This is a genomic window from Knoellia sp. S7-12, assembly GCF_040518285.1.
Classification (GTDB): Bacteria; Actinomycetota; Actinomycetes; order Actinomycetales; family Dermatophilaceae; genus Knoellia.
Map to the genome: position 1 here is coordinate 2,045,889 of NZ_CP155449.1, position 21,626 is coordinate 2,067,514.

Genomic DNA, 21,626 nt, shown 5'->3' on the forward strand with positions numbered 1-21,626 from the left:
AGGACGAGGGCCCCGCACCGAATCCGGTGCGGGGCCCTCGTCGTGATGGCTACCTCAGTCTTCCCCGAGGTAGGCCTTGCGGACGTCATCGCTCTTGAGCAGCTCGGAGCCGGTACCCGAGAGGACGATCTTGCCGACCTCGAGCACGTAGCCCTTGGTGGCCCGCTTGAGCGCGGCCTGAGCGTTCTGCTCCACGAGGAGGATCGTCGTGCCCTGCTCCTGCAGCGTCGTCACGGTCGACATGACCGTCTTCATCATCAGCGGCGACAGACCCATCGACGGTTCGTCGAGCATGAGCAACTTGGGGCGGCTCATCATCGCCCGACCCATGGCGAGCATCTGCTGCTCGCCACCGGAGAACGTGCCGGCCGCCTGGGCCTTGCGCTCACCGAGGATCGGGAAGAGCTCGTAGGCCGCCTTCAGATCCTTCGCGACATCGCCATCGCGCCGCGCAAAGGCACCGAGCAGGAGGTTCTGCTCGACCGAGAGTCGCGGGAAGATCCGGCGTCCCTCCGGCGAGTGTGCCAGTCCCAGCGTGACGATCTCGTGCGCAGGGGTGTCGTCAATACGGTTGCCCTGAAAGCGGATCGAGCCGCTCGCCGGCCGAAGGAGTCCAGAGATGGTTCGCAGGGTCGTCGTCTTGCCGGCACCATTGGTGCCGATGAGTGTGACGACTTCACCCTCCTCGACGGTGAAGCTGATGCCCTTGACGGCTTTGATCTTGCCGTAGGCGACGACGAGGTCCTTGACCTCGAGCATGGGGCTCACAGCTTCTCCTCCGTCGAATCCGGAACGTCGTCAGCGGCCTTGGCCGGGACCACGTCCTCATCGTCATCGTCATCGTCATCGTCGCCGCCACCGATATAGGCCTCGATGACTCGCGGGTCCGACTGGACCTCACCGGGCGTGCCCTGGACGAGGACCTCTCCGCGCACGAGACAGAGCACGCGGTCGCAGAGGCCAAAGATGAACCTCATGTCGTGCTCGATGACGACGACTGCGAGGCCGCTGTCACGGATCCGGAAGATGAGGTCGCTTGCCTGCTTGGTCTCCTGCGGGTTCATACCGGCCGTGGGCTCGTCGAGGAGGATGAGCTTGGGGTCGGTCGCAAGGGCGCGAGCAATCTCAAGGCGGCGCTGGTCGCCGTAGGGCATGTTGCGCGCGAGGTTCTCGGCTGACTTGCCGAGACCCACGAACTCCAGGAGCTCCTGGGCGCGGGCCCGGGTTGCCTCTTCCTCACGACGGAACTTCGGTCCACGCAGGATCGAGGTGAGCGCCATCGAACTGGTGCGGCAGTAGCGGCCGACCATGACGTTCTCGAGCGCCGTCATGTTGGCGAAGAGCCGGATGTTCTGGAAGGTGCGAGCCATGCCGGCGATGACGACGGCCCGCGGCTTGGGCGGAAGGATCTCACCGCCCAGCCTCACCTGGCCCTCGGTCGGCTTGTAGAGGCCGGTGAGGCAGTTGAAGAAGGTCGTCTTGCCGGCGCCGTTGGGGCCGATGAGGCCAACGATCTCGCCCTCGTTGACCGTCATGTCGACGTCCTTGACGGCCGTGAGGCCACCGAAGCGCATGGTCACGCCGCGGGCCTCAAGGATCGGTGCGCCGACGGTCGCGGTCGCAGGCGGTGGGGGAGTCTCGGTGACGGTCATGCCTTGACCTCCTCTTCCTCGAGATGGACTTCTTCGATGCGTTTCGCGAGCTCTTCGTCGTCCTCGTGGAACTCAAGCTTGCGCCGTTGGCTTGCGATGAGCCCCTCTGGGCGGAAGCGCATCATCAGGACGAGCACGAGTCCGAAGATGAGTAGTCGGTAGTCCGCCAGATCCCGCAACTTCTCGGGGAGCAGCTTGAGGATCGTGGCACCGACGAGCACGCCGGCCACGGTTCCCATGCCACCCAGGACGATCGCCGCGAGCAGGAATGCCGACTCGAGGAAGATGTATTGGTCGGGCGACACCGAGACGTCATGGTGCGCCTTGACCGTGCCCGCCATGCCAGCAAGGAAGGCGCCGCCGGCGAAGGCGAACAGCTTGAGTCCGAAGACGTTGACGCCCATGGCCTCGGCAGCCTTCTCGTCCTCGCGGATCGCGACCCAACCACGACCGATCCGGCTGTTGTTGAGCCGGACGAACACGAGGATGATGATCGCCGCGATGATGAGGAGGAGGAAATAGTAGTTCGCGAACCGCCCCAGGGTGATCCCCAGGATCTCGTGAGGCTGACCGAAGTCGAAGGAACCGAACTTGAGCTCCGGGATCGCGGGGATCCCGTTGGGACCGTTGGTGAGGTCCGGTCCGTTCTCGCCGTCGAGGTTGCCCATCGTGAATCGGAAGATCTCACCGAAGGCCAAGGTCACGATGGCCAGGTAGTCGCCCGATACTCGTAGGGTCGGCGACCCGATGATGAGCCCGAGCAGTGCAGAGAAGCTGGCGCCCACCAGGACGACGATGATGAACGGGGGCTTCCACCCGATCGTCGCGAAGGCCGAGTTGGAGAGCACCGCACCGACGTAGGCTCCGGCGCCGAGGAAGGCGATGTAGCCGAGGTCGAGGAGGCCCGCGAGGCCAACGACGATGTTGAGGCCCAGCGCGGTCGCCGCAAAGATCAGCACCTGAGTGGCGATCGACATGTTCTCGTCGGACCCGCCCTGGGTGAACGGGAAGAGGAACGCGACGGCGAACGCACCGAGCATGAGCACCGGACGGTTCTTCTGGGCGATGAGTCCGACCCAGGTGAAGACGCCCGCCTTGGCAAGTGCGAACGCAAGGGTGCCGGCGAAGAGGAGGAAGAGGGCGAAGCTGATCGGGTCGCCGACACCGAGGGCGTAGGCAGCTCCGAAGAGGATCAGGGCCATCATCACGATGATCGTGCAGATCTCGAGCCACGACGATGTCTTCGCAAAGAGCGGATCACGGTGCCGGCGAGAGACGAGCATGAGGCCCGAAGCCAGGAGCAGGAGGGATCCGATGAAGGAAATCCACCCGCCGGGGTTGACATTGAGGATCGCCCCCGTCTGCCAGGCAATGGCGGCAATGGTCACCACCATGTAGGCGACGGCCCCCATGCCGAGAAGGCGCACGGCACTGGCTGTGTCGAGCCACTCGCCGAGGCCCCGCAGGGGACCCTTGTGAGCGAGGAGGAAGAGCAGCGCCACCAGACCAAGTGCGATGGCCGTGATCTGCAGGCCATTGGGATACAGGTCGACCGAGAGATCGCCGAGAACGCTCCCGTCATGGCTCCACGAGAGAAGCGAGCCGACGATGAGCAGGCCGGCACCGGCAAGACCCATTGGCCAAGCAGCGGCGCTGCCCCGCCCGGGGATGCGCTCGAGCAGGGGCGTCTTGGCGCCGTCGTCGTCGTGCTCGTGAGTGAGGTCAGCCGTCGAGGTGCTCATGCGCGGTCCACCACCCGGGCGCCGAGGAGGCCCTGGGGCCTGAAGACGAGCACGAGAATGAGGAGCACGAACGCCCACACGTCCTTCCATGCCGACCCGCCGAACTGGCCGGGAATGAACTGGGTGGCCATCGACTCGGCGATTCCCAGGGTGAGGCCGCCGACGACGGCTCCCTGGATGTTGCCGATACCGCCGAGGACCGCGGCCGTGAAGGCCTTGAGTCCTGCGAGGAATCCCATGCGGAAGTCGATGTTGGAGTTGAGCAGGCCTTGCGCGACACCAGCGACGGCCGCAAGGGCGGCGCCGACCGCGAAGGCGATGACGATGATGCGGTTGACATTGATGCCCATGAGCTGAGCCGTGTCAGGGTCCTGCGAGACGGCCTGCATGCCCTGGCCGAGCCGTGTCCGGTTGACGAAGAACCAGAGCACGATCGCGGAGACGACCAACGCGCCGACGGTGAAGATCGCGGCGCGTTGGATGTTGAGGCCGCCGATGGCGAGGGCGGAGCCGGTGACGACGTCGATCTCGGGGAAGGTCAACTTGCTCTTGGCGCCCGGATAGAAGAGGCGGACGGCTTCCTGCAGGAAGACCGAGATGCCGATCGCCGTGATCAGCGGCGCGAGCCGGGGAGCATTGCGCAGCGGCCGATAGGCGAGACGCTCCATGACGACGGCGGTGAGGACGGAGACGGCCACGGCGCCGAACACCATGATCGGCAGCACCCACAGCCCGGTCTGTCCCTTGAAGAGGACCGACCAAGTAGCCAGGGCGCCGAAGGAGCCGATCATGAAGACCTCGCCGTGGGCGAAGTTGATGAGCTGGACGATCCCGTAGACGACGGTGTAGCCGACGGCGATCAGCGCGTACAGCGACCCGATGGTCAAGCCGTTCACGATCTGTTGCAGGAACTCGGTCATCGCAGAACCGGCACCTCTCTGTGTATTGGGGGGCTGGCACATTCAAGCAGGGACGGGCTCTCGCCCGCCCCTGCTTGGATGAACTACGTCAGCGTGTCGGACTCAGTCCGGTTCAGCTCACGTTCTCGGACTTGACGGTGGCCCACTTGCCACCTTCGACCTTGTAGCCCGTAATGACCTTGACGAGCGTGTCGCCGAACTCGTCGAACGAGACCTTGCCGGTGACTCCGTCGAAGGAGACCTTGCCGACCTCGGTGACCGTGGCCTGGCGGGCGCTCTTGGCGTCAGCAGCGTCCTTGAGGGAGATCTTGAGGGCGTTGATGATGGCGTTGGCCGCGTCGTACGAGTAACCGCCGTAGGCAGCAGACGGCTCGGCGTAGCTGGCTGCCTCGTAGTCAGCGAGGAACTTCTTGCCGGCCTCGCTGGCGTCGGTCGGCTCGCCGACCGAGGTGGCGAGGTCGTTGGCCGAGGTGGAACCGGCCAGCGCGATGTACTGGGGGTCGAAGATCCCGTCGCCACCCATGAGGGGAACGTTGAGGCCACCGGCCTTCATCTGCTTGGACAGCGGTCCACCCTGGGGGTACTCGCCACCGTAGAACACAGCGCCCGGCTTGGACGGCGCGACCTTGGAGACGACCGGGGAGTAGTTGGACTCGTCCGGGTTGATGGTCTCAGCGGCAACGATGGTGCCACCGGCAGCCTTGTAGGCGTCGCTGAAGTGCTTGACCAGACCCTGGCCGTAGGTCTTCTTGTCGTGGATCGTCGCGACGGTCTTGATGCCCTGGTCGATGAGGAACTTGGCCGCGAAGCCGCCCTGCGCGATGTCGGTGGTGCAGGTGCGGAAGAACGTCTTGTAGGGACGCGCGTTGCCGTCGGCGCCGCGGGTCAGCGCGGGGCCGGTGTTGGCGGGGGAGATCTGGGTGATGTTGGCGGCAGCGAAGACCGGCTGGGTCTGCTGGCTGACGCTCGAGTTGAGGTTGCCGACGACGCCGACGACCTGGTCGTCACCGGCGAGTTTGGTCGCACCGTTCTTGCCGACGTCGGCCTTGCCCTCGTCGTCCACGGCCTCGACCTCGAGGGTCCAGCCGGGGATGGCCTTGGAGTCGTTGGCCTGCTTGACGGCCAGTTCGACGGAGTGCTGGATGCCCTTGCCGAGAGCGGACAGGTCACCCGAAAGGGGTGCGATGACGCCGATCTTGGCAACCTTGGCGGTGCCGCCGGTGTTGCCGGTGCCGCCCTCGGTTTCGCCGCGGTCACCGCAGCCGGCGAGTGCGATCGAGGCCACCAGCAGCGATGCACCCATGGTCATGACGGAACGCTGAGCCACGTTTCCTCCTGAGACTTCTTCTCCCGCGGCGATCAGCCGAGGAACTCGCGACGGGTGTGCGAGCACCCGAACAATGCCACGGACCGGGGACGCTCTGGGGCTGTTGCGCAGATCTTGTGCAGAGTCGTTATCAAGGCCGCTATGCACAATGTCTTGTGCGTTCTCCACAGGTAGGCAAAAGGAACGATGGGCATACTGAGTTCGGACAACACGAACCCAGCGCAGGACGAAAGGCAAGAGGACGATGACTGAGGCACTGGACACACGACAGGCAGCAAGCGAAGCCGAGCCCGCTCCGCTCTCCTGCTGCGGTCGACGAGAAGCACTGCGCGCAGTGGGCGTGGTCGCCATCGCGGGCGCGGGCCTGACGGCGTGCGGGACCAGCGCCGACGATGTTGAAGGCGCCACCGATGCCGCCTCGTCGGCTGCATCGTCAGCAGCATCGGGGGCTGTGGGCGCGGTGAAGGACCTTGCCAAGAAGGCCGAAATCCCGGTGGGGGGCGGCAAGGTCATCGAGTCCGCCAAGGTCGTCATCACCCAGCCGACCGCGGGTGAGTACAAGGCCTTTTCAGCCGTGTGCACGCACCAGGGGTGCACCGTGTCGGGTGTCGCGGACGGCACCATCAACTGTGCGTGTCACGGCAGCAAGTTCGACATCGCCACCGGTGAGGTGAAGCAGGGACCGGCCACGTCCGGCCTGCCCACGAAGTCGGCGACCGTAGGAGCCGACGGCATCAGCGTCACGTGAGTGGACGGCATACCAAAGCAGTGAGTATGCCGGGTGGTCCCGGCGGTGCCATTCGAGACTGACGGTGCCGCGTCCTAGGGTTGGGGCGTGGCTCATCCGTCGACGTACCGTCCCCGTCCGGGAGAGATCCCGACCGATCCGGGTGTCTACCGGTTTCGGGACAAGGACGGTCGTGTCATCTATGTCGGCAAGGCCAAATCGTTGCGCTCCCGGCTGTCGTCCTACTTCCAGGACGTCGGGATGCTGCATCCGCGCACCGCATCGATGGTCATGGCCGGCGCGAGCGTCGAGTGGACCACGGTCTCGACCGAGGTGGAGGCGCTGCAGCTCGAGTATTCGTGGATCAAGGAGTTCGACCCGCGCTTCAACGTCAAGTACCGCGACGACAAGTCCTATCCCTATCTCGCGGTGACGATGGGTGAGGAGTTTCCGCGGGCCCAGGTGTTGCGCGGTGCCAAGCGCAAGGGGACTCGGTACTTCGGGCCCTATGCGCACGCCTGGGCCATCCGCGAGACCCTCGACCAGGCGCTGCGCGTCTTCCCGATCCGCACCTGTTCGCAGGGTGTGTTCAAGCGCGCGAGCCAGGTGGGGCGGCCCTGTCTCCTGGGCTACATCGACAAGTGCTCCGCGCCCTGTGTAGAGCGTGTCGACGCCGACAGCCACCGCCAGATCGCGGAGGACTTCTGCGACTTCATGGCGGGCGAGAGCACGAAGTTCATGAAGCGTCTCGAGCGCCAGATGCGCGACGCCTCGGACGCCCTGGAGTTCGAGCAGGCAGCGCGGCTGCGTGACGACATCGGAGCGCTCCAGCGAGTGCTCGAGAAGTCGGCAGTCGTGTTCGGTGACGGCACTGACGCCGACGTGTTCGCCCTCGCGGATGACGAGCTCGAGGTGGCCGTCCAGGTCTTCCACGTCCGCGGCGGCCGGATCCGTGGCCAGCGCGGGTGGGTCGCCGAGAAGGAGTTCGAGACGGTTCCCGAGGTCGTCGGTCACCTCCTGCAGCAGCTCTATGGTGGCGAGGAGGGTGAGTCGGTGCCGCGTGAGGTGCTCGTGCCCGTGCTGCCCGACGACTCCGACTCGATGGGCGAGTGGCTGTCCGGTCTGCGGGGGAGCAACGTCGATCTGCGTGTCCCCCAACGCGGTGACAAGAAGACCCTCATGGAGACCGTGGGTCGCAACGCGACCCAGAGCCTGGCCCGGCACAAGGTGGCTCGCGCCGGTGACCTGACCGCACGGTCGCAGGCCCTGCAGCAGCTCCAGGAGTTCCTCGCGCTCGACGAGTCCCCGCTGCGGATCGAGTGCTACGACATCAGTCACGTCCAGGGCACCCAGATCGTCGGCTCCATGGTCGTCTTCGAGGACGGGCTCTCCCGCAAGGGGGAGTACCGCCGGTTCATCGTGCGCGGCGATGACGAGACCGGCGCCAGCGATGACACGGCTGCGATGCACGAGGTCCTCACGCGTCGCTTCCGCCGCTACCTCAAGGACCGTGACGAGCCGCAGGGACGCGACGAAGAGACCGGCAGGCCAACGCGATTCGCCTACCCGCCCCAGCTCGTTGTCGTTGACGGTGGCCTGCCGCAGGTCAACGCCGCGGCTCGCGCGATCGAGGACCTCGGCATCGTCGATGTCGCTGTCGTCGGACTCGCCAAGCGACTCGAGGAGGTCTGGGTGCCGGGCCAGGACTTCCCGATCGTCCTGCCTCGAACGAGCGAAGGTCTTTATCTCCTCCAGCGGCTGCGCGACGAGGCGCACCGGTTCGCCATCACGTTCCATCGCCAACGGCGGAGCAAGGCCATGACGAACTCGGCACTGGACGGCATACCCGGCCTCGGTGACGTCAAGCAGAAGTCGCTGCTGCGGCACTTCGGTTCGGTCAAGCGGATCCGGGCGGCAACCTTGGACGAACTCGGGGAAGTCAAGGGAATCGGACCTACGCTTGCAGAGACGATCCAGCGCGAGTTGACTGGCGCGCCCGCAGAACCCACGGTCAACCTCATGACCGGCGAGATCATCGACGACGAGAGGGGCAGCAATGCCTGAAGGTCCCGTCCCCGAGGCCCCGGAGCCCGCAGCGGCATCTGGTGCCGACTTCGTCATCGTCACCGGCATGAGTGGGGCAGGGCGCTCCACGACGGCCAACGTCATGGAGGACCGGGGCTGGTATGTCGTCGACAACCTGCCTCCTCAACTGCTCGTCTCCATGGCTGAGCTCGGCAACCAGGCGCGCGCCGAGGGCCGTGAGATCAAGATCGCTGCCGTGGTCGACGTCCGGAGCCAGCACTTCTTCACCGAGTTCAACGACGCGGTCCAGCACCTGAAGTCCACCGGTTGGACGCCACAGCTGCTCTTCCTCGACGCCACCGATGAGGCACTGGTTCGCCGGTTCGAGTCGGTGCGGCGACCGCACCCGCTCCAGGGCGATGGTCGGTTGCTCGACGGCATCCAGCACGAGCGCGAGATCCTGCGCGACCTGCGGTCGCGAGCCCACATCGTGGTCGACACCTCCGGCCTCAACGTCCACCAGCTCGCCCGCAAGGTCGCACCGCTCTTCGGCACCGGCGACGGACCGTCACTGCGCCTCGCCCTGCTGTCATTCGGCTTCAAGTACGGAGTGCCCCTGGATGCCGATTTCGTCTTCGACATGCGCTTCCTGCCCAACCCGTTCTGGGTGCCCGAGCTGCGGCAGCTCGATGGTCGGGACCCCGAGGTGTCAGCGCATGTCCTCGGGCAGGCCGGAGCGCAGGAGTTCCTCGACCGGGTTGTCGCGCTGATGGAGCCGGTGACCCGTGGCTATCACTCCGAGGGCCGGCGCTACGTCACGCTCGCGATTGGGTGCACGGGCGGCAAGCACCGCTCGGTGGCGATGGCCGAGGCTCTGGCGCAGCGGCTGAGCTCGGACCGCATCGAGACCTTCCTCGTCCACCGAGACCTGGGGCGCGAGTGAGTGGCCCTGTCGTGGCCGCCCTCGGTGGCGGGCACGGCCTCGCGGCATCCCTGGCCGCGTTGCGCTTCGTCACCGACGAGATCACGGCGATCGTCACTGTCGCCGACAACGGTGGATCGTCCGGGCGGCTGCGGGGTGAGTTTGGCGTCCTGCCCCCGGGCGACCTGCGCATGGCGTTGGCCGCGCTCTGTGAAGAGACCGAGTGGGGACACACCTGGCGCGACGTCCTGCAGCACCGGTTCGAGGGCACCGGTCCACTCGGTGGGCATGCCCTCGGCAACCTGCTGATCGTCGCACTCTGGGAGTTGCACGAGGACCCCGTAGCCGGGCTTGAGCTCGTCGGGCGGCTCCTCAACGCCCGCGGCCGCGTGCTGCCCATGGCATCGGTGCCGCTCGACATCGAGGCCGACGTGATCGGTGCGGACCCGACTGAGCCTGAAGAGGTGACCCTCGTGCGCGGTCAGGCCCAGGTCGCCACGACCCGTGGCAGGGTGCGCGACCTGCGGCTCGTCCCGGCCAGCCCGCCGGCATACCCTGAGTCCATCGCGGCCATCCGGGCCGCCGACTGGGTGGTTCTCGGCCCGGGCTCGTGGTTCACGTCGGTGATGCCGCACCTCCTCGTGCCCGAACTCGCCGAAGCCCTGGCCGTCACCCGTGCTCGACGTCTGCTGGTCCTCAACCTTGAGATGGTGACCAACGAGACCGCAGGATTCAGCGCCACCCACCACCTCGAGTCCTTCGCGGCCCACGCGCCGGGCATTGTCCTCGATGCCGTCCTTGCCGACCCGTCGATCGTCGACGACGAGGAGGAGTTGGCAGCGGCGTGTCGAGCCCTGGGCGCGGAACTGCACATTCACCGGGTGGCCGTCTCGACGTCTCCGACACAGCACGACCGGCTGCGACTGGCGGCCGCACTGCAGGACGTTCTCGGCTCAGGACGCCGCCCCTGATGTCGCGTGGCAGGATGACCGGCATGGCAATGACGGCGAAGGTGAAGGACGAACTCAGCCGCCACGAGGTGACCAAGCCCTGTTGCCGCAAGTCTGAGGTGGCTTCCACGCTCCGGTTCGCGGGCGGGTTGCACATCATCGGGGGACGCATCGTGGTGGAGGCTGAGCTCGACACGGCAAACGCTGCCCGGCGGCTGCGTCGCGAGATCCACGAGCTCTATGGACAGACGCCCGAGGTTCTGGTGCTCGCGGCAGGGGGACTGCGCAAGGGGAGCCGCTATGTCGTGCGCGTGGTGCAGGACGGCGAGGCACTGGCTCGACAGACCGGTCTCATCGACGGTCGGGGCCGGCCGGTCCGTGGGCTGCCGCCCAAGGTCGTGTCCGGGTCGGTGTGTGACGCCGAGGCTGCCTGGCGGGGTGCGTTCATTGCGCACGGCTCGCTGACCGAGCCCGGCCGATCCTCGGCGCTCGAGCTGACTTGTCCCGGCCCGGAGGCCGCGCTGGCGCTCGTGGGTGCCGCCCGACGGCTCGGCATCCAGGCCAAGGCCCGCGAGGTCCGCGGCATCGACCGGGTTGTCATCCGTGACGGCGACGCCATCGGCGCGATGCTCACCCGGCTGGGAGCCCACGACGCGGTGCTCGCCTGGGAGGAGCGACGGATGCGCCGCGAGGTGCGTGCGACCGCCAACCGTCTCGCCAACTTCGACGACGCCAACCTGCGCCGGTCCGCGCGCGCTGCGGTCGCGGCGGGGTCACGGGTCGGCCGCGCGCTCGAGATCCTCGGTGACGAGATTCCCGACCACCTGCGCGAAGCCGGGCAGCTGCGGCTGCAGCACAAGCAGGCCTCCCTCGAGGAGCTCGGGCAGCTCGCGCAGCCGGCCATGACCAAGGACGCTGTCGCTGGGCGCATCCGTCGGCTGCTCGCCATGGCCGACAAACGGGCCGAGGACATGGGCCTCCCCGGCACAGATGCCGACCTCACGCCCGACATGCTCGACACCTGACCGCGCAATGTCGGCTCCCGAGCCGGGTGCGAGAACGGTTACTTGACCGTACGCCGGACCTCTGGGGGAGCGCGCTGGGTGCGGCACTAAGGTTGTACGACGTACCCCGGTGACGTGGTCGACCCCACGCACCCTCCCTTTCGGAAGGCAGACTGCTCGTGACTGTGCGCGTTGGCATCAATGGCTTTGGCCGCATCGGCCGCAACTTCTACCGCGCCGTGATCGCGTCCGGCGCCGACATCGAGATCGTCGCCGTCAACGATCTCACCGACAACGCCACGCTGGCCCACCTGCTGAAGTACGACTCGATCCTCGGTCGGTTCGACGGTGACGTCACCTCCACCGACACCGACATCACCGCCAACGGCAAGACGTTCAAGGTCTTCGCCGAGCGCGACCCCGCCAACCTCAAGTGGGGCGAGCTGGGCGCTGACGTGGTCATCGAGTCGACCGGGTTCTTCACCGACGCCGAGAAGGCCAAGGTCCACGTCGCCAACGGTGCCAAGAAGGTCATCATCTCGGCGCCCGCCAAGAACGAGGACGTCACGATCGTCATGGGCGTCAACGACGGCGACTACGACGCCGCCACGCACACGGTCATCTCCAACGCGTCGTGCACGACGAACTGCCTCGCGCCGATGGCCAAGGTCCTCAACGACGAGTTCGGCATCGTCAAGGGCCTCATGACGACGATCCACGCCTACACCGGCGACCAGAACCTGCACGACGGCCCGCACAGCGACCTCCGTCGCGCCCGCGCAGCGGCCCTCAACATCGTGCCCACCACGACTGGTGCGGCCAAGGCCGTCGCCTTGGTCCTGCCCGAGCTCAAGGGCAAGCTCGACGGCTACGCGCTGCGCGTCCCGGTTGCGACCGGCTCGGCCACGGACCTCACCTTCGAGGCCGGTCGCGAGACCACCGTCGAAGAGGTCAACGCCGCAATCAAGAAGGCTGCGGAGGGCCCGCTCAAGGGCATCCTCGTCTACACCGAGGACCCGATCGTGTCCAAGGACATCGAGACCGACCCGGCGTCGTGCATCTTCGACTCGGGCCTGACCAAGGTCATCGGCAACCAGGTCAAGGTCGTTGGCTGGTACGACAACGAGTGGGGCTACTCCAACCGCCTCGCGGACCTCGTCACGCTCGTCGGCACGTCCCTCTGATTCGGACCTGACCACCACCTACGGAGTTCTCTGACATGCATTCGATCGCTGACCTCGGCGACCTGCGGGGCAAACGCGTCCTGGTCCGCTCCGACCTCAACGTGCCACTCGATGGTGCAGAGATCACCGATGACGGACGCATCCGTGCGTCCGTGCCGACGATCGCGGCTTTGTCCGAGGCGGGCGCACGCGTCATCGTGTGCGCCCACCTCGGCCGCCCCAAGGGAGCGCCTGAGGACAAGTTCTCGCTCGCACCCGTGGCCACCCGCCTGGGTGAGCTCCTCGGCCAGGACGTGACGTTCGCGACCGACACCGTCGGCGAGAGCGCAAAGGCCGCTGTCGAGGCAGCAGAGGACGGCAACGTCGTGCTGATCGAGAACCTCCGCTTCAACGCGGGGGAGACGGCCAAGACCGCCGAGGAGCGGGCCGAGTTCGCAGGCCAGCTCGCCTCTCTCGCAGACGTTCTCGTCTCGGACGGCTTCGGCGTCGTTCACCGTGAGCAGGCGTCGGTCTTCGACGTCGCCCGGCTCCTGCCGTCGGCGGTCGGTGGTCTCGTCGAGACCGAGGTCGGCGTGTTGCGTCGCCTCACGACCGACCCCGAACGCCCGTATGCCGTGGTGCTGGGTGGCGCAAAGGTGTCCGACAAGCTCGCTGTCATCGACAACCTCATCCAGACGGCCGACCGCCTTCTCATTGGTGGTGGAATGGTCTTCACCTTCCTCAAGGCCCAGGGTCACGAGGTCGGCAAGAGCCTCCTCGAGCAGGACCAGGTCGAAGCGGTCGAGGGTTACCTCGCACTGGCACAGGAGCGTGGCGTCGAGATCGTCCTGCCCGTGGACGTCGTGGCCGCGACCGAGTTCTCGGCAGACGCCGAACACGAGGTCGTCACCATCGACGCCATCCCGGCAGACCGTATGGGGCTCGACATCGGGCCGAAGTCGTCGCAACTGTTCGCCGAGAAGCTTGCCGACTGCCGGACCGTCTTCTGGAACGGGCCGATGGGCGCGTTCGAGATGGAGCCCTACGCCGCGGGCACAGCCGCCCTGGCCAAGGCGCTCGCCGAGATCACCAGCACCGGCGCCCTCACGGTCGTCGGTGGCGGGGACTCGGCAGCAGCGGTGCGTCAGCTCGGCTTCACCGACGACCAGTTCGGACACATCTCCACCGGTGGTGGCGCCAGCCTCGAGTTCCTCGAAGGCAAGGACCTCCCCGGCCTCACTGTTCTCGACGAATCCTGAAGGACGACTCTGATGGCCAAGGCCGCCCAACCGAACACCCAGCGCGTCCCGCTCATGGCGGGCAACTGGAAGATGAACCTCGACCACCTCCAGGCGACCCACCTCGTCCAGAAGCTCGACTGGACCCTGCGTGACGCCAAGCACGACCACGGTGGGGTCGAAGTGGCCGTGCTGCCGCCGTTCACCGACCTGCGAAGCGTGCAGACGCTCGTCGACGGTGACCGGCTCGCGATCAAGTACGGCGCGCAGGACATCTCCCAGCACCAGAACGGCGCCTACACCGGCGAGATCAGCGGCGCCTTCCTCGCCAAGCTCGGCTGCACCTACGTCGCGGTCGGACACAGCGAGCGTCGCCAGTACCACGCCGAGACGGACGAGACCGTGAACGCCAAGGTTGCCGCGGCATACGAGAACGGCATCACGCCGATCTTCTGCGTCGGGGAAGGTCTCGAGATCCGCCAGGCGGGCACTCACGTCGACCATGTCCTGACTCAGGTGCGCGCCGGCCTCGAGGGCATTCCCGCAGACAAGGCCGCGAGCATCGTCGTCGCCTACGAACCCGTGTGGGCCATCGGGACGGGCGAGGTTGCGACTCCTGAGGACGCGCAGGAGGTGTGTGCGGCCATCCGGACGGTGCTGGCCGAGCTCTACACCGGCGACCTCGCCGACCGTGTGCGCATCCTCTATGGCGGGTCCGTGAAGTCGGGCAACGTCGCGGCGATCATGAGTCAGGACGACGTCGATGGGGCTCTCGTCGGAGGCGCATCGATCGATCCCTCCGAGTTCGCCGCCATCTGCCGCTACCGCGATCATCACAAGACGAACTGACGCGGCAGGTATCCTGTAGCGGCACGCCCCACCGGGCGACGTACATTCAACAGATCTACCGAAGGAGCACCGTGGACGCGGTACGCATCGGCCTCCAGGTCCTCTTGGTCCTGGGTGGACTTTTCCTCACCCTGCTTGTCCTGCTGCACAAGGGCAAGGGTGGCGGCCTGTCCGACATGTTCGGTGGAGGTATGTCCACGTCCCTCGGAGGCTCCTCGGTGGCTGAGCGCAACCTCGACCGCATCACGTATGCCGTCGCGACCGTGTGGTTCGTGTGTGTCGTCGGTCTGGGTGTCCTCGACCGGGTCGCTGCCTGACCGCAGCTCGATTCGTCAACAGCAGCTCCGTTTTCTGAACTGAGAGAAGGCTGATGTCCATGTCTGGTGGAAGTGCGATCCGTGGCAGCCGCGTTGGTGCAGGCCCCATGGGTGAGGCCGAGCGCGGTGAGGCGGCCCCTCGAGTCCACGTCTCGTTCTGGTGCTCCAACGGGCATGAGACCCGACCGAGCTTCTCGCAGGAGCAGGACCTCGAGGTCCCCGAGACGTGGGACTGCCCACGATGCGGCTTCACCGCCGGCCAGGACAAGGACAACCCTCCGGCACAGACCAAGGTGGAGCCCTACAAGACTCACCTCGCCTATGTGAAGGAGCGTCGCTCCGACAAGGACGGCGAAGCGATTCTGGACGAGGCTCTCGGATCACTGCGCGAGCGCGGCCTCATCCAGTAGCTCCACCACTGATTGCCCGTTCGGCCAGTGTGGAGGGCAACGACGGACTGGCCGAACGGGCAATCAGTGGTGTCAGAGGTTGGCGGCGGCGTCCGCGTCGATGAGCCAGAGCGTCCGCTGCTCGCCCTTGACCTGCGCTGCGGAGCTGAGGGCAGGTCCCGCGCCAGCGACCCCGTTGGCCACGGCCTTGGCCTTGTCGGCCCCGGCGACGATGAACCACACCTCGCGAGAGCGACGCAGCGCCTCGAAGGTCAGGCTGACCCGGACCGGCGGGGGCTTGGGGGAGTCGTGCACCGCGACGGCGATGGCGTCCGCGCTCTGCTGAGCGGGGTGGCCGGGGAAGAGCGAGGCAATGTGCCCGTCAGGTCCGACCCCGAGGATCATCACGTCGAAGGCGCCCGCGCCGCTGGCGCGAACAGTCTCTGCGTATGCCGTCGCACTGGCTTCCGCACTGTCGCAGGCGTCCGGACCGAGAACTCTGTGGACGCGGGCGGGGTCGAGGGGGAGCGAGTCCAAGCCGGCCGCATCATTCTGGGCGTCGTTGCGGTCCTTGTCGCCGGCGGGGAGGTAGCGCTCGTCGCCCCACCACAGCTCGACGCGTGACCAGTCGATGGCCGAGCGAGCCGGCAGGGCCGCCATCGACGCCCAAAGGTCCGAGCCCAAAGATCCGCCGGTGAGCGAGATGTGGACGACGTCCTGGTTGGCCTGGGCATCGGCGATCGCCGTCACGAGCCGGGCGGCGATGGCGTCGCTCAGCTCCTGTTTGCCCGGGTGCACGATGACGTCGACGTCGTGCACCTGGCTGATGTCGTTGGCTCCGGTCATGAGCTGCTGCCTCTCACGGATGACTTCTTGCGCTTGGCACGCGCCTGGTCGAGCTGGCGGGCGGCGGCCTTCTTGACCTGCTTGGGGTCGTCGGCCTTCTCGGGCATGGGTGCCTCGACCATGGCGGCACTGGCGTTGACCTTGGCCTCGCGGCGAATGCGGGCGGCGTCCTCACGCGACTCGGCCACCGACGGGGTGATGCCCTTGCGCTGTGCGTCGGTGGAGGTGCGCCGACTGTGGCTCACTCCCTCGAGTCCCTGACGCAGGGCGTCCGCATAGACCTCGTCGGGGTCGAGCCTGCGCAGCTCGTCGGCCAGGCACTCTGCGTCGCTTCGGGGAGGCAGCGCGATCGTCCGCTCGGGACGTCCGGTCTGCGACATGGTCGCGGTGGTGCCGTTCTGCGGGCGCACGAGGTCAAGGGGGCCACTGGGCCGGTCGAGTCGGACGCTGATGATGCCTGAGCCCTTGCGTGAGGCCACCAGTGCGACCGGGCACCGCAACTGCTTGGCCAACCAACCGGCGAGCAGCTTGGCCGAAGGTGAGTCGGATGCACCGGTGACCGTCACGGAGACGACCGGCTCGTAGGGCGCTTGGTCGAGTGCTGCGGTCAGCAGTGCCCGCCACAGCGTGATGCGCGACCACGCAAGGTCGGTGTCACCGGGGGCGTAGGCCGCCGCGAGGCGGGCCAGCGGGGCATTGGGTGCGCCCTTGGACCGGGAGACGTCGGTGATCCGTCGCTGCGCCATCTCGCCGATCGGGTCGGCGGAGGGGTCCTTGGGGGACTCTGCGGGCCACCACGCGACGATCGGCGCGTCCGCGAGCAGGAGCGGTGTGACGACGGCGCGACCGTGGGACGCCAGTGGTCCGAACAGGCGAAGGACGACGACCTCACTGGCGCCGGCGTCCCCGCCGATCCTGATCTGCCCGTCGAGGCGAGCGGCACCCCGTCGGTTGGCGATGACGACGACGATGATGCGACAGGGGTGCTGACGGCTGGCATCGTTGGCCGTCTCGATGGCGGCGTCGGCCTCGTTCTCGTCCACGACGATGACCAGGGTGAGCACCCTCGTCAGCGCCATGGATCCAGTCTCGGAACGCAGTCGGACCAACTTCTTGGAGATGTTGACGGTGCTCGTGCTGGGCAGGTCGACGATCACGGGAGCCTCCATTCGCGGCCGTCACGGCTCATCAGATCGTCAGCGCTCTGGGGTCCCCAGGTGCCTGATTCGTACTGGTCGATGCGGGCCTTGTTCTTGGCCCAGAACTCCTCGATCGGGTCGAGGATCTCCCAGGAGAGCTCGACCTCCTCGTGGCGCGGGAAGAGCGGCGGCTCACCGAGGAGAACGTCGAGGATGAGGCGTTCATAGGCTTCGGGTGAGCTTTCGGTGAAGGCGCGGCCGTAGCCGAAGTCCATCGTCACGTCGCGCACCTCCATCTGTGCGCCGGGGACCTTGGCGCCAAAGCGCATGGTCACCCCCTCGTCGGGCTGGACCCGGATGACGACCGCGTTCTGACCGAGCTCCTCGGTCGCGGTGTCGGCGAAGGGCAGGTGCGGTGCCTTCTTGAAGACGACCGCGATCTCGGTGACGCGCTTGCCCAGCCGTTTGCCGGTTCTGAGATAGAACGGGACCCCCGCCCAACGGCGGGTGTCGATCTCGAGCTTGACCGCGGCATACGTCTCGGTGGTCGAAGTGGCACCCACGCCTTCCTCGCTGAGGTAGGAGATGACCTCTTCGCCACCCTGCCAACCCCGGGCGTACTGCCCGCGCGCGGTGCCCTGGGTGAGGTCCTTGGGCAGGCGGACCGCAGACAGGACCTTCTCCTTCTCGCTGCGCAGGTGGTTGGCGTCGAAGGAGACCGGCTCCTCCATCGCCGTCAGCGCGAGGAGCTGCAGGAGGTGGTTCTGGATGACGTCCCGAGCCGCGCCGATTCCGTCGTAGTAGCCGGCTCGTCCACCGATGCCGATGTCCTCGGCCATCGTGATCTGGACGTGGTCGACGTAGTGGCTGTTCCAGACCGGCTCGAACATCTGGTTGGCGAAGCGGAGTGCCAAGAGGTTCTGGACAGTCTCCTTGCCCAGGTAGTGGTCGATCCGGAAGACCGAGTCCGCAGGAAAGACATCGGCGACGATCTCGTTGAGTTCGCGCGCGCTCTGCAGGTCGTGGCCGAAGGGCTTCTCGATGACGACGCGACGCCACGATCCGTCTGGGGCCGTGGACAGGCCCGAGCGCTTGAGTTGCTCGCACACCGTCGCGAAGAACGATGGCGGGATCGACAGGTAGAAGGCGTGGTTGCCGCCGGTGCCGCGTTGTTCATCGAGCTCACGCACGGTCTCGGCGAGGAGGTCGAAGGCCTTGGGGTCATCGAACGTGCCGGGCACGAAACGGATGCCTTCGCTCAGCGAACGCCACACGTCCTCACGAAACGGTGTGCGGGAACGCTCCTTGACCGCCTCATAGACGATCTTGCCGAAGTCCTGGTCGGCCCAGTCGCGACGAGCAAAACCGATGAGCGAGAAGCCCGGGGGAAGCAGACCACGGTTGGCGAGGTCGTAGATCGCCGGCATGAGCTTCTTGGTGGCGAGGTCGCCAGTGACACCGAACAGCACAAGGCTGCACGGGCCCGCGATGCGGGGAAGTCGCTTGTCGCGCGGATCCCGAAGGGGGTTGTGGGTGGCAGTGACGCGCGCCGGACTCATCAGGCTCCTGGTGTCGTGAGGGCCGACCGCACCTGACTCAGGCCGCGCCCATGCTGGGTGAGGTTAAGGCGAAGGACGGGACGTCCGTGCTCGGCAAGGACTTGGGCATCGCCACCGGCCTGGGCATCGATGAACTCGCCGAAGGTGAACTCGCGCCCCGGGACCGCGAGGTCCTCGACGGGGGTGGCAGTGATCTGGATGAAGACGCCGTTGGCGGGCCCACCCTTGTGGTACTGACCGGTGGAGTGGAGGAAACGAGGCCCCCAGCCAAAGGTCACGGGGCGACCGGTGTGGTCGAAGAGGGTGCGGGCGACCTGCTCGAGGTCGGCATCCTGCTCGCGGTCGAGGTAGGCCATGACAGCGATGTAGCCGGCCTTCTCGTCGATCTGGGAAAGCAGCGCCGACACGGCACCGGGCAACGTGCTCTCGTCGCCGAGCCACTCGCCCCCGAGGGTGCGGACCTCGACGGAACCGTCGACGAACGCCGGCTCCTCAGCGGCTGAACCGGTCTGGTCGAGCAAGCCTCGGGCAGCGTTCTTGGCGCTCTCGACATCGGGCTGGTCGAACGGGTTGATGCCGAGCAGGCGACCAGCGACGGCGGTGGCGACCTCCCACAGAAGGAGCTGAGCGCCGAGCGTGCCGGCAACAGTGATGACCGAACCGCTGTCACCGATGTTCTCTTCGGGACTGATGTCGGCCGGCCCGGGCTGCTCTGCGGCGATCGAGTCGGGGTGGCGCGGAGCGCCCTCGGCGTCGGTCGTGAGGTCTGTGTCGTCGTCGGGCTCGTCATCGTCGTCGCCCGCGGCGACGAGGCGCACGAGGTTCGCGTCGGCGTAGGTGTGCTTCGGTGCTTCCCCGTCGGCGACGACGGGGAGGATGCCCTTGCCGTCCTTGCCGGTGGATTCAGCGATGAGCTGCTCGGCCCAGGCGCCGAACCCGACGTTCTCGGTTCCGGCGTCTACGAGGACGAGCTTGTCGCGCAATGGCTTGGTGCCGGCCATGGCGGCCCCGAGACGCAGGGCAGGGTTGCCCTCGTCGTCGGCCGCGAGAAGGTCGGCCACCGCTTCGGCGTCGTCGAGGAGCGCGCCCACGTCGACTCCGGCCAGGCCGGATGGGACCAGGCCGAACGCGGTCAGGGCCGAGTAGCGGCCGCCCACGTCGGGGTCCGCGTTGATGACCCGGAAACCTGCCGTGCGAGCCTCACCGTCGAGCGGGCTGCCCGGGTCGGTGACGATGATGATGCGACGGGTGGCGTCGATGCCGGCATCGGTGAACGCCTGCTCGAAGGCTCGGCGCTGAGAGTCGGTCTCAACCGTGGAGCCCGACTTCGACGAGACGACGACGGCGGTCTTCTTGAGGTCGGTCGAGACGGCGCGGCGCACGACGTCGGGGGCGGACGAGTCGAGGACGACGATGTCGACACCGGCGGTGGCGCAGATGACCTCCGGCGCGAGCGACGAGCCACCCATGCCGCAGAGGACGATTCGGGACACGCCGTCGCCACGCAACTCTTCGCGCAACGCGGCGATCTCGCCGAGCAGGGGACGGGACGACCGGGGGAGGCCGACCCACGACAGGCGCTTGCCAGCCTCTTCTTCGGCGGCCTTGCCCCAGAGCGTGGCGTCCTGGGCGAAGAGCTTGCTGGCCACCTCGTCCTTGACCAGCTGGGGGACGTGGGTCGAGATGGCGTCAGCGGCGGCGCCGCGGGCCGTGACCTCGAGGCTGCTCATCGAGAAGCCTTGTCGAGCTCGGACTGCACGCCGTCGAGCAACTCTCCCCACGACTTCTCGAACTTGTCGACGCCTTCCTTCTCGAGCTGGGCGGTGACCTCGGAGTAGGAGATGCCGAGACGTTCGAGGGCGTCGAGGACCTCAGCGGCTTCCTCGTAGGTGCCCTCGATGGTGTTGCCGGTGATCTCGCCGTGGTCCTTGACCGCGTCGAGCGTCTTCTCGGGCATCGTGTTGACGGTGCCGGGTGCGACGAGCTCGGTGACATACATGGTGTCGGGGTATGCCGGGTCCTTGACGCCCGTGGACGCCCACAGGGGGCGCTGTGGCTTGGCTCCGTCGGCCTCCAAGTTCTTCCAGCGCGGAGTCGAGAAGACCTCTTCGAACGCCTGGTAGGCCAGTCGTGCGTTGGCGATCGCAGCCTTGCCCTTGAGGCTCTTGGCGGTCTCGGCGTGCTCGCCCTTGACGGCATCGAGACGCTTGTCGACCTCGGAGTCGACGCGGGAGACGAAGAACGACGCCACGGACTCGAGAGTGCTGATGTCCTTGCCTGCCTCACGGGCCTGCTCGACGCCGGTGAGGAAGGCGTTCATCACCGCGCGGTAGCGGTCGAGGCTGAAGATCAGCGTGACGTTGACCGAGATGCCCTCAGCGATGACCTTGCTGATCGCGGGCAGGCCCTCAACCGTCGCCGGGATCTTGACGAGCAGGTTGGGGCGGTCGACGAGCTCTCGCAACTGCTTGGCCTGGGCCACAGTCCCGTCGGTGTCGCGGGCAAGTCGAGGGTCGACCTCGATGGAGACCCGACCGTCGAGGCCGTCGGTCGCCTCGAAGACGGGCAGAAGGATGTCGCAGGCGTCGCGAACGTCCTGCGTCGTCAAGGCAGTGACGGCATCATCGAGGGTCGCCTTGTCGGCGGCCAGCTGGGCAACCTGCTCGCTGTAGCTCTCTCCGTTGGAGAGGGCTACCTGGAAGATCGACGGGTTCGTCGTCACACCGACGACGCCCTTGGTGTCGATGACTTCCTGGAGGTTGCCGGACGTGAGCCGCTCGCGGCTCAGGTCGTCGAGCCAGATGGACACGCCATTGTCGGCGAGGGCCTTGAGTGCGGTGTTGTCAGTCATGAGACG

The 21,626-nt window shown here is 67.0% G+C and carries 20 protein-coding genes; 10 read left to right on the forward strand and 10 right to left on the reverse strand.

From position 1 onward, the window contains the following. Window positions 1–54: 54 nt before the first annotated feature. The 5 genes from V6K52_RS09810 to V6K52_RS09830 all read right to left on the reverse strand — a co-directional run bounded on the left by V6K52_RS09810 (window position 55) and on the right by V6K52_RS09830 (window position 5,623). Window positions 55–768 (reverse strand): ABC transporter ATP-binding protein, encoded by a 714-nt coding sequence (locus V6K52_RS09810; protein WP_353953672.1) that lies wholly within the window; start codon window positions 766–768, stop codon window positions 55–57. Continuing rightward, window positions 765–1,652 carry an ABC transporter ATP-binding protein gene (locus V6K52_RS09815; RefSeq protein ID WP_353953673.1) on the reverse strand — a complete coding sequence of 296 codons (888 nt, stop codon included), beginning with the start codon at window positions 1,650–1,652 and terminating at the stop codon, window positions 765–767. Before V6K52_RS09815 ends, V6K52_RS09810 begins: the two co-directional genes overlap by 4 nt. After that, the gene (locus V6K52_RS09820) at window positions 1,649–3,394 is read right to left on the reverse strand and encodes a branched-chain amino acid ABC transporter permease (protein WP_353953674.1); all 1,746 of its coding nucleotides are present in this window, start codon (window positions 3,392–3,394) and stop codon (window positions 1,649–1,651) included. The genes V6K52_RS09815 and V6K52_RS09820 overlap by 4 nt, the downstream gene beginning before the upstream one ends. Further along, window positions 3,391–4,314, reverse strand: coding sequence for a branched-chain amino acid ABC transporter permease (locus tag V6K52_RS09825; protein ID WP_353953675.1), 924 nt, complete (start codon window positions 4,312–4,314; stop codon window positions 3,391–3,393). Before V6K52_RS09825 ends, V6K52_RS09820 begins: the two co-directional genes overlap by 4 nt. Window positions 4,315–4,426: 112 nt before the next feature. Then, on the reverse strand, window positions 4,427–5,623 hold the full coding sequence (locus tag V6K52_RS09830; protein ID WP_353953676.1) for a branched-chain amino acid ABC transporter substrate-binding protein: 1,197 nt from the start codon (window positions 5,621–5,623) through the stop codon (window positions 4,427–4,429). 262 nt (window positions 5,624–5,885) lie between these two features. On the opposite strand from V6K52_RS09830, the gene V6K52_RS09835 reads away from it, so the two are divergent. The 10 genes from V6K52_RS09835 (at window position 5,886) to V6K52_RS09880 (ending at window position 15,246) form a co-directional block, all read left to right on the forward strand. Then, window positions 5,886–6,389, forward strand: a complete 504-nt coding sequence (locus tag V6K52_RS09835; protein ID WP_353953677.1) for a Rieske (2Fe-2S) protein — start codon at window positions 5,886–5,888, stop codon at window positions 6,387–6,389. Window positions 6,390–6,476: 87 nt separating this feature from the next. After that, window positions 6,477–8,432 (forward strand): excinuclease ABC subunit UvrC, encoded by a 1,956-nt coding sequence (gene uvrC / locus V6K52_RS09840; RefSeq protein WP_353953678.1) that lies wholly within the window; start codon window positions 6,477–6,479, stop codon window positions 8,430–8,432. Further along, the gene (rapZ, locus tag V6K52_RS09845) at window positions 8,425–9,336 is read left to right on the forward strand and encodes an RNase adapter RapZ (protein WP_353953679.1); all 912 of its coding nucleotides are present in this window, start codon (window positions 8,425–8,427) and stop codon (window positions 9,334–9,336) included. Before uvrC ends, rapZ begins: the two co-directional genes overlap by 8 nt. Beyond that, window positions 9,333–10,286: a uridine diphosphate-N-acetylglucosamine-binding protein YvcK gene (gene yvcK, locus V6K52_RS09850; RefSeq protein ID WP_353953680.1), complete on the forward strand. Its 954-nt coding sequence runs from the start codon at window positions 9,333–9,335 to the stop codon at window positions 10,284–10,286. Before rapZ ends, yvcK begins: the two co-directional genes overlap by 4 nt. Window positions 10,287–10,309: 23 nt before the next feature. Then, complete coding sequence (whiA, locus tag V6K52_RS09855) at window positions 10,310–11,290, forward strand: DNA-binding protein WhiA (protein ID WP_353953681.1); 981 nt, start codon at window positions 10,310–10,312, stop codon at window positions 11,288–11,290. Between the two features lie 158 nt (window positions 11,291–11,448). Next, on the forward strand, window positions 11,449–12,453 hold the full coding sequence (gene gap / locus V6K52_RS09860) for a type I glyceraldehyde-3-phosphate dehydrogenase (RefSeq protein WP_353953682.1): 1,005 nt from the start codon (window positions 11,449–11,451) through the stop codon (window positions 12,451–12,453). Window positions 12,454–12,488: 35 nt separating this feature from the next. Beyond that, window positions 12,489–13,691, forward strand: coding sequence for a phosphoglycerate kinase (locus V6K52_RS09865; RefSeq protein ID WP_353953683.1), 1,203 nt, complete (start codon window positions 12,489–12,491; stop codon window positions 13,689–13,691). A 12-nt stretch (window positions 13,692–13,703) separates the two neighbouring features. Beyond that, on the forward strand, window positions 13,704–14,519 hold the full coding sequence (gene tpiA / locus V6K52_RS09870) for a triose-phosphate isomerase (RefSeq protein WP_353953684.1): 816 nt from the start codon (window positions 13,704–13,706) through the stop codon (window positions 14,517–14,519). A 71-nt stretch (window positions 14,520–14,590) separates the two neighbouring features. After that, window positions 14,591–14,836 (forward strand): preprotein translocase subunit SecG, encoded by a 246-nt coding sequence (secG, locus tag V6K52_RS09875; RefSeq protein ID WP_353953685.1) that lies wholly within the window; start codon window positions 14,591–14,593, stop codon window positions 14,834–14,836. 59 nt (window positions 14,837–14,895) lie between these two features. After that, a complete protein-coding gene (locus tag V6K52_RS09880; protein ID WP_353953686.1) occupies window positions 14,896–15,246 on the forward strand; it encodes an RNA polymerase-binding protein RbpA in 351 nt (116 codons plus the stop codon). A gap of 72 nt (window positions 15,247–15,318) precedes the next feature. Here the strand turns inward: V6K52_RS09880 and pgl are convergent, their stop codons facing one another. From pgl to tal, 5 genes are read right to left on the reverse strand one after another with little or no spacing between them, the layout of a single operon-like run. Next, the gene (pgl, locus tag V6K52_RS09885) at window positions 15,319–16,071 is read right to left on the reverse strand and encodes a 6-phosphogluconolactonase (protein WP_353953687.1); all 753 of its coding nucleotides are present in this window, start codon (window positions 16,069–16,071) and stop codon (window positions 15,319–15,321) included. Then, window positions 16,068–17,228, reverse strand: coding sequence for a glucose-6-phosphate dehydrogenase assembly protein OpcA (locus tag V6K52_RS09890; RefSeq protein WP_353953688.1), 1,161 nt, complete (start codon window positions 17,226–17,228; stop codon window positions 16,068–16,070). Before V6K52_RS09890 ends, pgl begins: the two co-directional genes overlap by 4 nt. Then, a complete protein-coding gene (gene zwf / locus V6K52_RS09895) occupies window positions 17,225–18,769 on the reverse strand; it encodes a glucose-6-phosphate dehydrogenase (RefSeq protein ID WP_353953689.1) in 1,545 nt (514 codons plus the stop codon). The genes V6K52_RS09890 and zwf overlap by 4 nt, the downstream gene beginning before the upstream one ends. After that, window positions 18,769–20,499: a glucose-6-phosphate isomerase gene (locus V6K52_RS09900; RefSeq protein WP_353953690.1), complete on the reverse strand. Its 1,731-nt coding sequence runs from the start codon at window positions 20,497–20,499 to the stop codon at window positions 18,769–18,771. The genes zwf and V6K52_RS09900 overlap by 1 nt, the downstream gene beginning before the upstream one ends. Continuing rightward, on the reverse strand, window positions 20,496–21,620 hold the full coding sequence (tal, locus tag V6K52_RS09905; RefSeq protein ID WP_353953691.1) for a transaldolase: 1,125 nt from the start codon (window positions 21,618–21,620) through the stop codon (window positions 20,496–20,498). The genes V6K52_RS09900 and tal overlap by 4 nt, the downstream gene beginning before the upstream one ends. Between the last annotated feature and the right edge of the window lie 6 nt (window positions 21,621–21,626).

What these genes read in the sequence shown, in the direction of transcription:
- V6K52_RS09815 (WP_353953673.1), bottom strand. Translation starts at nt 1,652, where the DNA reads ATGACCGTCACCGAGACTCCCCCACCGCCTGCGACCGCGACCGTCGGC.
- V6K52_RS09820 (WP_353953674.1), bottom strand. Translation starts at nt 3,394, where the DNA reads ATGAGCACCTCGACGGCTGACCTCACTCACGAGCACGACGACGACGGC.
- V6K52_RS09825 (WP_353953675.1), bottom strand. Translation starts at nt 4,314, where the DNA reads ATGACCGAGTTCCTGCAACAGATCGTGAACGGCTTGACCATCGGGTCG.
- V6K52_RS09830 (WP_353953676.1), bottom strand. Translation starts at nt 5,623, where the DNA reads ATGACCATGGGTGCATCGCTGCTGGTGGCCTCGATCGCACTCGCCGGC.
- V6K52_RS09835 (WP_353953677.1), top strand. Translation starts at nt 5,886, where the DNA reads ATGACTGAGGCACTGGACACACGACAGGCAGCAAGCGAAGCCGAGCCC.
- rapZ (WP_353953679.1), top strand. Translation starts at nt 8,425, where the DNA reads ATGCCTGAAGGTCCCGTCCCCGAGGCCCCGGAGCCCGCAGCGGCATCT.
- whiA (WP_353953681.1), top strand. Translation starts at nt 10,310, where the DNA reads ATGGCAATGACGGCGAAGGTGAAGGACGAACTCAGCCGCCACGAGGTG.
- V6K52_RS09865 (WP_353953683.1), top strand. Translation starts at nt 12,489, where the DNA reads ATGCATTCGATCGCTGACCTCGGCGACCTGCGGGGCAAACGCGTCCTG.
- tpiA (WP_353953684.1), top strand. Translation starts at nt 13,704, where the DNA reads ATGGCCAAGGCCGCCCAACCGAACACCCAGCGCGTCCCGCTCATGGCG.
- V6K52_RS09880 (WP_353953686.1), top strand. Translation starts at nt 14,896, where the DNA reads ATGTCTGGTGGAAGTGCGATCCGTGGCAGCCGCGTTGGTGCAGGCCCC.
- pgl (WP_353953687.1), bottom strand. Translation starts at nt 16,071, where the DNA reads ATGACCGGAGCCAACGACATCAGCCAGGTGCACGACGTCGACGTCATC.
- zwf (WP_353953689.1), bottom strand. Translation starts at nt 18,769, where the DNA reads ATGAGTCCGGCGCGCGTCACTGCCACCCACAACCCCCTTCGGGATCCG.
- V6K52_RS09900 (WP_353953690.1), bottom strand. Translation starts at nt 20,499, where the DNA reads ATGAGCAGCCTCGAGGTCACGGCCCGCGGCGCCGCCGCTGACGCCATC.
- tal (WP_353953691.1), bottom strand. Translation starts at nt 21,620, where the DNA reads ATGACTGACAACACCGCACTCAAGGCCCTCGCCGACAATGGCGTGTCC.